Below are 13,135 nucleotides of genomic sequence, written 5' to 3' on the forward strand. Positions count from 1 at the left end.
AGATCGGACTGCCAGCACCGCGGCCAAGAGATGGAAGGAAGCAGCTACCTATCGCGGCAATTGATAGCAGTCGGTTTAGGTGAACCGTCGTTCCAATTCACCTTTCAGTTCGCGATGTTCTGATTGAACGATGTGGTCCATCTCACAGAAGCAAATCAATAGCCTATGACCATCACCTTTTTCGAGGCCCATTGGGCCACCTTCTAGTATGGAGTTTGAGAGGGCCTGAGCCACGCGGCTTCCATTTGCGTGCTGCTGCGCCGCTCGCAAGGCCCGGAGGATCACCTCCAAGATGTAGGCAATGAACTCGTTGGTTACATCTTCTGATCGGAGCAACTCTTTCAAGCATATTCCAATCGACAAGATAGCCGATTTAACAATACTGGCATTCTCATGCTGCGCCCTTACAGTTTTGATCCGCGCGGCAACATGGTCGTTTTCAACGTACTCAAAAAGCTGAATCCACTCCCGTAAGTTGCGAATAATCGTATATATTATGAAGTGAGCGTAGTTTGGAAACTCAGACTCGCGGTCATATCCCGACGCGTTAATGTCGATGTTCTTCACGACCCTCGACAATATCAAGTTCATGTAATACAACCACATATGCCACTCGATCTTATCTCGAACGGCAGATCTAACCATGATGTCGAAGAAGTGGCACGACAGAAAAAGGCTGTCGTTCTTCTTTGCTTTGTCGATATCGCGTGGCTTTGAATTTAAGAAACGCTGATAAGTTTCATCTTCATCAACGCAGTAAATCGCGAACTCGCCGATAGGGCGGTAAACCTCGAGTTTCTCGGCGACTCTAGCATCCTTGAAAAGAAAATTGATTATGTAATTTTCTTGGTCGATCACATAGAAATGGCGATCTAGGTTATCGTTGTCCCAGATTTCTTGTCGAAGCGGGCCCCCTGGGGCTTCGATCATGTAAGTTAATGAACGATCTGAAAACTCGTAGTAATCCACTCGATCCGCCGTCATTAAGCTAAGGGCGAACATCGGACGCTCTTGAGAAATGAACCGTACGAAACTCTCGTGAGTCAGTATGCGACGAATGACGAGCCGCGCATGACTTTCTGCGCCATCCTCTGACGGAAAAATTGAGGCGATTGGTTTTAGAGCATAAAGGGCCAAAGACTGGACCTGTTTCCATAAGCGTATGCAGCGATAATTCGACCTCACTTTTCTCGGCACCTGCGAGTAAGTCGATCCAAGCCGCCTTTTCGGTTCCGTGGACACGAACCCTATCAAGAGTAAGTTGAAGCCAGTGGGAGCGAGAAGCCCGCTTGGCCAAGTTCTCAATGTGAGGCTCGACAAGCTCGACAAGCTCGCCGTATCGGCGATCCGAAAGAAGTTGTTCAACGAGGTTACGGAACGTGGCGTAATCGCGAATTGAGAACTTCTTCGTGCGATAACCAATGGCAAGAATACCAAGCCAAGTCACTGCCACTAGAAACGCTATGTCATTAGGAGAACTAGACTCTTTGTCCAAATCTAGCCAAGCGCAATAACTGCTATGGCAGCGGAGTCCGACGTATTTAAATAGAAGCAAATAAAAGATTGATCCGATCAACAGGATCGACGGCAGCCATATCTTCCATCCTAACAGTCTAAAGCGTAGCTTAGCGACCGGAGGAGCGATCGTGTACAAGGCCACCAACAGGGCCAAGCATCCGAGGAATCCGTCGATCGACATAAACGCTCGCTAAGACGCGGTCGGCTCTTAAGCTAGTCGTGCTGGCGCCCGCCAGCACCGATATATAGCTCCCGCCCGCCCTCATTATAAACCCGGCTCATCTCCGCCATCCCGGCCTCCGCCTCATCCGCCGCCACGAACGTCTCCACCCCGGCGTTCTGCTTCGCCGCGAACTCGCGGACTTCCTGGGTGATCTTCATCGAGCAGAACTTGGGGCCGCACATCGAGCAGAAGTGCGCGGTCTTGGCGCCTTCGGCGGGGAGGGTCTGGTCGTGGTATTGCTCGGCGGTGTCGGGGTCGAGGCTGAGGTTGAACTGGTCGCGCCAGCGGAATTCGAAGCGCGCGCGGCTCAGCGCGTCGTCACGGACCTTGGCGGCGGGGTGGCCCTTCGCCAGATCGGCGGCGTGGGCGGCGAGCTTGTAGGTGACCACGCCGGTCTTGACGTCGTCGCGGTCGGGCAGGCCGAGGTGCTCCTTGGGGGTGACGTAGCAGAGCATCGCCGTGCCGAACCAGCCGATCATCGCCGCGCCGATGCCGCTGGTGATGTGGTCGTAGCCGGGCGCGATGTCGGTCACCAGCGGCCCGAGGGTGTAGAACGGCGCCTCGCCGCAGGCCTCCAGCTGCTTGTCCATGTTGGCCTTGATCTTGTGCATCGGCACGTGGCCGGGCCCTTCGATCATCACCTGCACGTCCTGCGCCCAGGCGCGCTTGGTCAACTCGCCCAGGGTGTAGAGCTCGGCGAACTGCGCCTCGTCATTGGCGTCGGCGATGGAGCCGGGTCGCAGGCCGTCGCCCAGCGAATAGGCGATGTCGTAGGCTTTCATGATCTCGGTGATCTCGTCGAACCGTTCGTAGAGGAACGACTCCTTGTGATGCGCGAGGCACCACTTGGCCATGATCGAGCCGCCGCGGCTGACGATGCCGGTGACGCGCTTGGCGGTCATCGGGATATAGGGCAGGCGCACCCCGGCGTGGATGGTGAAGTAGTCGACGCCCTGCTCGGCCTGCTCGATCAGGGTATCGCGGAAGATCTCCCAGGTGAGGTCTTCGGCCACGCCGCCGACCTTTTCCAATGCCTGGTAAATCGGCACGGTGCCGATCGGAACGGGGCTGTTGCGGATGATCCATTCGCGGGTGTCGTGGATGTTGCGCCCGGTGCTGAGGTCCATCACGGTGTCGGCGCCCCAGCGGATCGACCAGACCATCTTGTCGACTTCGCTCGCGACATCGCTGGCGACCGCCGAGTTGCCGATGTTGGCGTTGATCTTGACCAGGAAGTTGCGGCCGATCGCCATCGGCTCGCACTCGGGGTGATTGACGTTGGAGGGGATGATCGCGCGGCCGCGGGCGACCTCGCTGCGGACGAATTCAGGGGTGACGTAGTCGGGGATCTCCGCGCCGAAATCCTCGCCGTCACGCTCGTGCGCGATTTGCGCGCGGCCGAGGTTCTCGCGCTCGGCGACGTATTCCATCTCGGGCGTGATGATCCCGCGGCGGGCGTAGTGCATCTGGCTGATGTTGCCGCCCGCCTTGGCGCGCAAGGGCCGGCGCAGCGCGGTCGGGAACGGGGGCACACCGCCCGAGCGGTCGGGGCCGAGCTGGCCGTTGTCCTCCGGCCGCACCTCGCGCGGGGCGTATTCCTCGACGTCGCCGCGGGCGAGCTGCCAGTCCCGCCGGATCATCGGCAGGCCCGCTTGGATGTCGATCTGCGCGGCGGGATCGGTGTAGGGGCCGCTGGTGTCGTACACCCGCACCGGCGGCTCGCCGCTCGAGGGCTCGAGATCGATCTCGCGCATCGCCACGCCCAGCGGCCCCACGTGGACCTTGCGGCTGCCGCGGATCGGGCCGGTTGTGACGCCTATCTCGAGCTTCGAATTGATGTCGGCCATGTGCGCGGGTCCTCTCGAAGGCGGACTGGGGGCGCGATACCGACCCTCCCTCCGCCCGTGCTAACGGGTTCAGGTTCGACGGGTCGTGGGGCGCGAAGCCCACCTCTCAGCGCACGCGCGCTCCCCGGGGATGGCCGCGACACTAGGCGCTTCGCCCGCAGGGGTCCAGCCGGCGCGAATTGATTCCGGTCAAGGATGTGGCGCGGGCATGTGGTATCTTCGATCCTGAGGAGATGCCGACAATGAACGCGATGAAGCCCGTGGCCCCGCCCGCCGCCGCCACTCATGTCGATGTGCTGATCGTCGGCGCGGGGATATCAGGCATCGGCTCGGCCTATCACCTGCAGGACCAGTGCCCGGGCAAGAGCTATCTCATCCTCGAGATGAAGGACACGTTCGGAGGCACCTGGGAGACGCACAAGTACCCGGGCGTCCGCTCCGACAGCGATCTCTACACCTTCGGCTACCGCTTCAAGCCGTGGGTCGGCGCGCCGATCGCCAGCGCCGAGGAAATCCTCAAGTACATGGGCGACGTGATCGAAGAGAACGGCATCGGCGAGCATATCCACTACAGCCACCGCATCGTGCGCTGCAGCTTCTCGCGCGCGACCGACCTGTGGACGGTCGAGGCCGAGCGGCTGGCCGACGGCGCCGTGCAGGCCTTCACCTGCCGCTTCCTGTGGATGTGCCAGGGCTACTACGATCACCAGACGCCTTACGTCCCGCCCGAATGGCGCGAGCGCGGCCTCGCCGACTTCAAGGGAGATTTCGTCCACGCCCAGCAATGGGATCCGGGATACGACTATACCGGCAAGCGCATCGTGGTCATCGGCTCGGGCGCGACGGCGGCGACGATCGTGCCCGCCTTTGCCGAAAAGGCCGCGCACGTGACGATGCTGCAGCGCTCGCCGACCTACTTCTTCTGCTCGGAGAACAGGAACGAGCTGGCCGACCGCCTGCGCCAGGTGGGGATCGACGAGCCGACCATCCACCGCGTCGTCCGCCAGCAGATCATGCACGACCAGGACCTGCTCACCAAACGCTCCCAGGAAGAGCCGGAAGCGGTGTTCGAGGAGCTGAAAGCGCTCATCCGGCAATTCTCGGGCAACCCGGAGTTTGAATTCGAGCCCCATTTCACTCCGAAATACCGCGTTTGGCAGCAGCGATTGGCGTTCTGCCCCGAAGGCGATGTGTTCAAAGCGGCTGTTTCAGGGAAGTTGAGCGTTGTAACAGACACTATCGAGCGCTTCATCGACACGGGCGTGCTAACCGCCTCGGGCGAGGTGATCGAGGCCGACCTGATCGTCGCGGCCACCGGATTCCAGCTTTCGGTGATGGGTGAGATCCCGTTTTACGTCGACGAGCGCCCGGTCGATTGGCACAAAACCGTCACTTATCGTGGGATGATGTTCACCGGCGTGCCCAACCTCGCGTGGGTGATGGGCTACTTCCGCGCGAGCTGGACGTTGCGGGTCGACATGATGGGCGATTTCGTCTGCAACCTGTTGAAAAAGATGGATGAAAGGCGCGCCACACGGGTCGAGGTGACCTTGCGCGAGGAGGACCGGGGGATGGCTCTGCTCCCCTGGATCGAGGCCGACAACTTCAACCCTGGCTACCTCATGCGCGGCCTCGACCGCCTGCCGAGGCGCGGCGACAAGTCCGAATGGCGCCACAACCAGGACTACTGGCGCGAGCGCGAGGAAATCCCCGCGATCGACCTCGACGGCCCGGAATTCGTCTACACCTCCGCCCAACCCGCCGAGGGCGGACTGGAAGCCGTTGCGGGCTGAAACCCCACCCCCCCGCTGGACTTTGCGCGCGGCGTAGCGAATAGTCCGCCCCGGGTTGCGGCACCGGGGGGATGCCGATGACGGGGGCTAGCGCACGCGAAGACCGCACCGGGCTCGAGCCTTGGGGCCGTGCCGACTTGCCGGCCGCGCCGCCCACCCAGGGCCTCAAGATGTTCGGGGTGATCGGCCCGGGCGTGATCCTGCTCGGCAGCGCGCTCGGCAGCGGCGAGTGGCTGCTCGGCCCCGCGGTGCTCGTGAAGTACGGTACCTCGCTGCTGTGGGTCGCCGGGGTGGCGATCCTGCTGCAGACAATCTTCAACACCGAACTGGTGCGCTACACGCTCTACACCGGCGAGCCGGCGGTGATCGGGTTCATGCGCACCCGCCCGCATGCGCGGTTTTGGGCGCTCGTCTACGCGGCGCTCTACCTGCTGCAGGCCGGGTGGCCGGCGTGGGCGGGGGCGGCGGCGGGGGCGATCGTCTACATGGCGATGGGCAGCCTGCCGGGCGAGGCGCAAGCGGGGCTGGTGCACACGATCGGCGCGGGGATATTCGCGGCCTGCGTGCTGATCCTGCTGGTCGGCCGGCGGATCGAACGGACGCTCGAGCTGCTCAACTGGGTCCTGGTGGCGACGATCCTCATCGGGCTGCTTGTGTTGTGCATCATCATCGCGCCCGCCGACCGGTGGGTGGCGACCGCGACGGGCTTTGCCGGATGGAATTGGGATCAGGGGCAGTTCCTGTTCCTGCCGCCGGGCGCCGACTGGTTCCTGCTCGGAGCGTTCGCCGCCTATTCGGGCGTCGGCGGGGTCGGCAACCTGACGCTCAGCAACTGGGCGCGCGACAAAGGCTTCGGCATGGGCGCGGTGGTGGGCTTCATTCCCACCGCCGTCGCCGGCAATACCGTGCCGCTGGCGCACCGGGGGAGCGTGTTCGCGCCCGACGCGGCCAGCATGGCGCGCTGGCGCGGCTGGTGGCGGATCGTTCGCGCCGACCAGTACGGCGTGTTCTTCATCGGCGCGATCCTCGGCATGGCGCTGCCGGCGATCCTCTACACCGCGGTAATCCCCGCGGGCGAGGACATTCGCGGCCCGGGCATCGCGGCCAGGTTGGCGGACGCGATGGGACCGGGGACCTGGATGGCGTTCAGCATCGCGTTCATGGGCGCGTGGCTGCTGTTCAAGGCGCAGCTCGACATCCTCGAAGGGACGGTGCGCGCGGTGACCGACATCCTGTGGACTGGCAGCACCCGCGTCCGCCGGTGGACCAGGGGCGACGTGAGGCTGCTCTACTACAGCGTCCTCGCGTTATTCGTCGCCTGGGGGCTGGTCGCGCTCGGCCTCGCGCAGCCGATCGTGCTGCTGCAATTGAGCGCCAACGTCGGTGGGGTGGTGATGGTCCTCGCCTCGCTACACATCCTCTACGTCAACACCACGATGCTCCCGCCCGAGCTGCGCCCGCCGCTATGGCGTCGCGCAGCGCTGGTGGTAACGGCGGTGTTCTACGGCGGCTTCGTAACGCTGTGGCTTAGCTCGATCTGATCTAGCGGAACTCCAGTCCCGCGAACTCGCCGGACTTCCGCCACGTGTCGATATGATTGAAATAGCCCTGCGCTCCGGCAGGGTGCCCCACGGCGAACCGGGCCTGATCGCCGAAACCCTGTCCCTCGTTGTTGTAGTACCCGGGCGTGCATTCCGTGCTGCCGAGTCGCTGGCCCGGCCCGGTCAGCAGCAGGTCGATCCACGCTTGTTCGGCTTCGGCCGTCGGCTCGACGGTCTCCGCGCCGCGCCGCTCGGCCTCGCCCACCACCGCCGCAATGGTGTCGGCATGATCGACGATGTTGTGGGGCACATTGGCGATGAAATTCGCCGCCTGCGTCGGCTGGACCATGAACACGTTGGGGAAACCGTGCATGTGCAAGCCGTGCAGCGTGCGCATGCCCTCGCCCCAATGCTCCGACAGTTTGCGCCCGCCGCGTCCCACCGTCTCGAACCCGGCGCGCGAGGAATACTCGCTGCCGACCTCGAACCCCGAGGCATAGACGATGCAGTCCACCTCGTACTCGACGCCGTTCGCGACCACGCCGCGCTCGGTAATCCGCTCGACGCCCTGCCCCTCGGTATCGATCAGTCGCGTGCCCGGCTGGTTGAACGCCTCGAGATACTCGTCGTGGAAACACGGTCGCTTGCATAGCTGCCGGTACCAGGCCTTGAGCTTCTGCCCTGCCTCCGGGTCCTTCACCACGCGTTCGGCGCGCTGGCGGATTTCCTCCATCTTCTCGTTATCGGCATCCTCGAACGCGGCCATTACGCCCGCCGGCGTACGCTGCTCGGGCGGCAATGCGACGATCTGCGCGCGTATGCGCTTGCCGAGGTCGGTCCACCCGTCCTGCACCAAGTCTTCCGCCGGAAAGCCGTTGCCGAGATTGGCGACGAAATTCTCGTGCCAACGCTTCTGCCACCCGGGCCCCGAGACGTCGGCGAACCACGCGGGATCGATCGGTCCGTTGTTGCGCTCGTCGACCGACGAGGGGGTGCGCTGGAACACCAGCAATTCCTTTGCCGCGCGCGCGAGGTGCGGCACGGCCTGCACCGCGGTAGCGCCCGTGCCGATGATGGCCACGCGCTTGTCGGAAAGCTTGGTCATCGGCGCGCCGGAGGGATCGCCGCCGGTGTAGGCGTAGTCCCACCGGCTGGTGTGAAAGCTCTTGCCTTTGAACTCCTCTATCCCCGGGAGGCCGGGCAGCTTGGCCACATGCAGCGGCCCAGTGCCCATGCCGACGTATTTCGCGGTGAAGGCATCGCCGCGATCGGTTTCGATCCGCCAGGCCTTGCCGTCCTCCTCCCAGACCACACTGGTCACCTGGGTGTGGAACAGCGCATCGTCGTTGAGCCCGAACTGCCGCCCGATCCGGGCACAGTGCTCGCGGATTTCCGGGGCATGCGCGTACTTCTCGCTCGGCATGTGACCGGTTTCCTCGAGCAGCGGGAGGTAGATCATGCTCGCCGTATCGCACTGCGCGCCCGGGTAGCGATTCCAGTACCAGGTCCCGCCAAAGTCGCCCGCCTTGTCGATTATGCGAACGTCATCGATGCCGGCCTGCTTGAGCCGCGCACCGACGACCAGCCCCGCGAACCCGCCGCCGATGAACGCGAAGGTGACGTGATCGTGCAGTGGCTCGCGCGGTTTGACCGGGAGGTAAGGATCGGTGGCGAGGTCGGCGAACTCGCTTTCGAGCCGCCGGTACTGCGCCGCGCCCTCCGCCCGCAGGCGCTTCTCCCGTTCTGCAGCGTATTTCGCGCGCAGGGCTTCCTTGTCGATAACCGTCGTTGCCGTAGGCATATCCATCGTGCGTTCTTTCGCGTCCTCGAAGCAGCGGTATGGCGTAAATGCGACAACGTCCGGCTCGGCGCAAGTCCGCGCGATTGACTTCGCCTCGCCCCGACGCGACGCTGCCCGGCGTGACGAAGCTCCCCGAAGCCAAGGTGTCGGTGCGCCGGATCGGCCGCGAGGGCGAGCCGATCGTGGTCATCGATGGGTTCAGCGGACAGGTCGACGAGCTGCTCGCCGCGGGCCGTTCAGCAGATTATCGGCCCGGCGGAGCCTCGTATCCGGGTATCCGCGCGTGGGCCGAGCCCGGCTATCTCGACCTCCGCCGCGACCTGATGTTCGGCGCCATGCAACGGGTGTTCGGGTTCACCCGCGGCATTCGCTGCGAGGTTTCCACTTTCTCGCTGGTGACGCTGCCGGAGAGCGATCTCGCGCCGCTCCAGCGGATCCCTCACTACGATCATTCCAGCGGCGAACTCATCGCGGTGATGCACTACCTGCAGGGGCCGGAGAGCGGCGGGACCGCCTTCTACCGCCATCGCCGAACCGGCTATGAAACCATCACCGAAGCGCGCGAGCCTGCCTACAACGCGGCCCTGGCGGAGGACGAGCGGGAATTCGGCATGCCTCGGGCTCGGTACCACTACGGAAACAGCGATCGCTACGAGATGCTCGACGAGGTCGAGGCCGTGCCCGATCGACTTGTTCTTTATAGGGGGCGCCAGCTCCACTCGGGCGTGATTCCCGCTGCTGATGCGCTCTCGGCCGACCCAGAGAAAGGGCGACTAACGATCAACATGTTCCTGCGTGGGACGTAAGGTTCTGGACGCACGCGCGTATTTGTCTTGCGTGATAGGATTTCCTGGCGATTAATCATGCGCGGGAGATCGGGGGGTCCGAGGTCTCGCTTCAATCGGCTGCTGGTCACGCGTTTCACCCCGAGGGACGCGAGCGACCGGTTGCCCGGAGAATCCATCATGTATTCCGCCTTCGCCAAGATCGCGTCCGCGCGTCGCGCAATAGTTCTTTCCGCATCCGCTGCTGGTGCCTTCGCGGTCCCTGCGATCGCGCAAACCGTGGTTCCGAGCATTCCGACGACACCTTTGAACGATACGGATTGCACCTTCGAAGAGGTGAATCCGGTTCTCACCGTGCCGCCCTGTACGACGGTGGGCACTCGCAACGTCACCTACAACGGCCGCACGCGGACAGTTCGCAACGGTTCGACCGATTTCCTGACCGACAACTACTCTGTCACTTATAATGGAAACCTCATCGTCGACGGCTTGCCCGTACAGACCGCGGCTAATTTTTCATATCCGTTCGGAAATCAGACCGGCCCGGGCGGTGGGCCCGTCGATGCTTCCTATTTTTTCGGCACCACGGGTCAGGTCGTGAACGTGTCGGCCAGTTATACCGGCGAGAAGATCCAGGTCGTATCGACCGGCGCAGCTGGTTCGGCGGTCCCCGCCAGCCCGCCTGCTTACTGGTCCCGGGTCACCAACCTGACGGGCACAGTCCATAGTATAGCCATCAGCCTCGATTCTTACTTCGAAACCAGCGACGGCGGCGAATACGACTTCGAACTGGCCTCGCTGAACGCGGCAAACGTGGTCAACAATGCGACGGCGCTTTCCGGCAGGTTCCACGGCTCTGCAGGCAATGGCGCCATCCAGTTCGGAAGGCTCACAGGCACCGCGACCGTCATCCCAGGCCCTGTTACCACGCCTTATCCCAGCGATGCCAACGCGGTGAACACAGGACTGCAATCGCTTTATCAAATGGGCTACGCCGTCTCGGCAACGGTCACCACCAACCTTGATGAATTCGGGCTCACGACCCCCAAGGTCACCGTGTCAGAGGGAATCGCAATGAATGGCAGCAAGATCACGGGTCTTGCAGCGGGCACAGCCGCCACCGACGCGGTGAACAAGGGACAGCTCGATGCCGCGATCGCCGGAGCCGGAGGTGGGACGCCCTATCTCGCGGTTGGGACGGCAGGCAATTCAGCGAGCGCAACCGGCGCGAATTCACTCGCGGTGGGCCCGAGCACGACAGCTGGTGGGGTGTACTCGTCCGCTCTGGGTACTTCGAGCTCGGCCACGGGCGAGGCATCGACCGCGGTAGGTGGAAGGTCCAGCGCAAACGCGCTCAACGCAACAGCAGTCGGTTACCAAGCCACCGCCGGTGAGGTTGGAACCGCTGTCGGGATGAATAGCTTCGCAGCCGGCGCGGGTACCGCGCTTGGAACGCGTGCGCGTACCACGAACGCCGACTCGGGCACCGCTCTCGGATACGAAACAAGCGCTGGCTTCAATGCAACGGCCGTTGGTGCTTCAGCGACCGCGACAGGTGCTCAGACAGTAGCGTTGGGAACCGGGACAAATGCCACGGCGACCAACAGCATCGCGATCGGCCGTGCAGCCGCTGCGCAGACCCAGGGCGGGATTGCGATCGGCGCCTTTGCCGGAGCGGTGACGAACGATTTCGGCATCGCGATCGGCAACTCCGCCCAAGCGAGCGGTTTCCATTCAAGCGTGGTCGGCAACAGCAGTACGGCTGGAGGAAATTATTCCTTGGCTCTCGGTCATCAAACGAGCGCCGCGGGGTCGAGCTCCATAGCTATTGGGTCCGATGGTGACGATGCCGACAGCAAAGGTGCCCAAGCCACTGCAGCGCAGTCGATGGCGATCGGACCGGACGCGAGCGCGACGGGCGTTCAGGCGAGCGCGGTCGGGGTGGTCGCTGCCGCGACTGCCGAACAGTCGAATGCTTTCGGTTTCCAGTCCGGCGCCTTCGGCTACAAGTCGACCGCGGTGGGATCTTCCTCACGTGCGACTGAAGACAAGACGACCGCAGTCGGAGAGCGATCGGAAGCTCTGGCCTATGGCACCGTGGCTGTTGGCCTTGAGGCGACGGCTGCGGCGACCGCCAATTACGGCACCAGTATCGGAGCTTTCAGCCAAGTCGCGGGCGCCAACGGAACCGCGGTCGGTTATGCCGCTCAAGCCAATCACGCAAACTCGACAACGGTTGGGTACCAAGCGACAAGCACTGCCGCCAATCAAGTAACGCTGGGCGGAGCCGGAAGCGCCGTCCGCATTGGCGACGTCACGGCCTCGACCGCAGCGCAAGTTGGCCCCGTCGACATAGTTACTGTCGATGCGAACGGCACGCTCGGTCGTCAGCAAGCCGCCTCTGCACAGGCGGTGCAAGCCGTTAGCGCGCAGATGGAATACATTGCCGCCGTTACCGACAGCCAATTCTCCGCCCTGTCGAACCAAGTGTCGGACCTCTCGTTCCGCCTCGATGATCTCAGCCGCTCCACATCGGGTGGGATCGCGGCCGCGATGGCTTTGGGAGGGACTATCATCGTGCCCGACAGCACCGTTTCGGTCAGCGTCAATGCCTCGACCTACCGGGGGGAGCAGGGGTATTCGGGCGTCGTCGCGGCGCGGCTCGCGCCTAAGGTCTACGTTACAGGCGGTGTTGCGGGCTCGACCGCCAAGAAGTCGACCGGCGCGCGGGTCGGCATGGCGGTGGGGTTTTGACGAGCGGACTTGGGCGCGGTCAGAAGGTATACCCTACTCCGACCGCGCCAAGCCACTGACCCGTGCTGCCACGGATCGACGTGTACGGTGTGTCCTTCGCGTCGCCGAGCATACGCGAGTGGCCGCCAATCACGACGCCCGACAGGCCGCCGTTGGTAAGATCGCCATCAAAGTCGACCGCGAGCAGCAGCGTGGCGCCGGCCTTCGTCCAGCCGCTGTCGGCGGTGAACGTCGGCAGGCCGCTGGCGGCGCTCTGGGCCGGCGTCACTGAGTAGTAGTACCTCGTGTAGTCGCCGTCGGCGCGCTCGGCCGATAACGACAGCGAGGCCGCCATGCCTCGGCTGAGCGGGGTGAAGTAAGTCACGCTCGGCGAGATGGTCATGCCTTCGTGCGCCCCGGCGAGATCCCACAGCGTATCAACGCCGAAGGTCAGCGAATCGTAAGGATTCAAAACCTTCGGCACGCTGAAACCGGCAGCCACGCCGACCTCGATCGCGGTATCCAGTTCGCCGGCGGCGGCGACCACTGGATCCTCGATCTGGCGTGCCCTGTTGGACCTGACCCGCGCGACCGGACCGAGGGCCAGACCTGACGAGGGCACCAGATCGAGAGCCAGCCCGGCGGGGCGCGGCTGGATGCCGATGCCGGCAACCTTGCCCTGGACGATAGGCGCAGGAAAGAGCACGTAATCGTCCGACCCGTCGTAGCTCGGGCCGTATCCGACACCGATGCCAATGCTGAGCCAGGCCTCGTCGTAAACCGAGTCCGGTGGGCCGGCAGTTTCGACTTGTTCGTCCTGCGCGATGGCATTGGTGGCCGTGAGCAGTGCCGCGGCTGCGACGATTGCATTCTTCATGTACCGGACCCTCGTTT

The 13,135-nt window shown here is 63.5% G+C and carries 8 protein-coding genes and 1 riboswitch; of the genes, 4 read left to right on the plus strand and 4 right to left on the minus strand.

Features of this window, described 5'->3' with window-relative positions:
* Positions 1 to 75 precede the first annotated feature (75 nt).
* On the minus strand, positions 76 to 1,002 hold the full coding sequence (locus ACWPM1_RS11440) for a hypothetical protein (protein ID WP_455694957.1): 927 nt from the start codon (positions 1,000 to 1,002) through the stop codon (positions 76 to 78).
* A 729-nt stretch (positions 1,003 to 1,731) separates the two neighbouring features.
* Complete coding sequence (gene thiC / locus ACWPM1_RS11445; RefSeq protein WP_455694958.1) at positions 1,732 to 3,588, minus strand: phosphomethylpyrimidine synthase ThiC; 1,857 nt, start codon at positions 3,586 to 3,588, stop codon at positions 1,732 to 1,734.
* A 29-nt stretch (positions 3,589 to 3,617) separates the two neighbouring features.
* Positions 3,618 to 3,725: riboswitch (TPP riboswitch) on the minus strand.
* Positions 3,726 to 3,830: 105 nt separating this feature from the next.
* Between thiC and ACWPM1_RS11450 the strand changes: the two genes are divergently transcribed.
* Both ACWPM1_RS11450 and ACWPM1_RS11455 read left to right on the plus strand, forming a co-directional pair.
* The gene (locus ACWPM1_RS11450; protein WP_455694959.1) at positions 3,831 to 5,381 is read left to right on the plus strand and encodes a flavin-containing monooxygenase; all 1,551 of its coding nucleotides are present in this window, start codon (positions 3,831 to 3,833) and stop codon (positions 5,379 to 5,381) included.
* 77 nt (positions 5,382 to 5,458) lie between these two features.
* Entirely contained in the window at positions 5,459 to 6,922 is a 1,464-nt protein-coding gene (locus ACWPM1_RS11455) for an Nramp family divalent metal transporter (protein ID WP_455694960.1), read from the plus strand.
* Position 6,923: 1 nt separating this feature from the next.
* Here the strand turns inward: ACWPM1_RS11455 and ACWPM1_RS11460 are convergent, their stop codons facing one another.
* On the minus strand, positions 6,924 to 8,729 hold the full coding sequence (locus ACWPM1_RS11460; protein WP_455694961.1) for a flavin-containing monooxygenase: 1,806 nt from the start codon (positions 8,727 to 8,729) through the stop codon (positions 6,924 to 6,926).
* Positions 8,730 to 8,842: 113 nt separating this feature from the next.
* Here ACWPM1_RS11460 and ACWPM1_RS11465 point away from each other — a divergent pair, with 113 nt between their 5' ends.
* Complete coding sequence (locus ACWPM1_RS11465; RefSeq protein ID WP_455694962.1) at positions 8,843 to 9,529, plus strand: DUF6445 family protein; 687 nt, start codon at positions 8,843 to 8,845, stop codon at positions 9,527 to 9,529.
* A gap of 285 nt (positions 9,530 to 9,814) precedes the next feature.
* Entirely contained in the window at positions 9,815 to 12,262 is a 2,448-nt protein-coding gene (locus tag ACWPM1_RS11470) for a hypothetical protein (protein ID WP_455694963.1), read from the plus strand.
* A 19-nt stretch (positions 12,263 to 12,281) separates the two neighbouring features.
* On the opposite strand, the gene ACWPM1_RS11475 is transcribed toward ACWPM1_RS11470, so the two are convergent.
* Positions 12,282 to 13,118 carry a MipA/OmpV family protein gene (locus ACWPM1_RS11475; RefSeq protein ID WP_455694964.1) on the minus strand — a complete coding sequence of 279 codons (837 nt, stop codon included), beginning with the start codon at positions 13,116 to 13,118 and terminating at the stop codon, positions 12,282 to 12,284.
* Positions 13,119 to 13,135: the final 17 nt, after the last annotated feature.

The organism is Tsuneonella sp. HG249 (genome assembly GCF_053819205.1).

Coding starts and splice junctions, on each gene's coding strand:
- ACWPM1_RS11460 (WP_455694961.1), bottom strand. CDS start 8,729: ATGGATATGCCTACGGCAACGACGGTTATCGACAAGGAAGCCCTGCGC.
- ACWPM1_RS11450 (WP_455694959.1), top strand. CDS start 3,831: ATGAACGCGATGAAGCCCGTGGCCCCGCCCGCCGCCGCCACTCATGTC.
- ACWPM1_RS11475 (WP_455694964.1), bottom strand. CDS start 13,118: ATGAAGAATGCAATCGTCGCAGCCGCGGCACTGCTCACGGCCACCAAT.
- ACWPM1_RS11440 (WP_455694957.1), bottom strand. CDS start 1,002: ATGTTCGCCCTTAGCTTAATGACGGCGGATCGAGTGGATTACTACGAG.
- thiC (WP_455694958.1), bottom strand. CDS start 3,588: ATGGCCGACATCAATTCGAAGCTCGAGATAGGCGTCACAACCGGCCCG.
- ACWPM1_RS11455 (WP_455694960.1), top strand. CDS start 5,459: ATGACGGGGGCTAGCGCACGCGAAGACCGCACCGGGCTCGAGCCTTGG.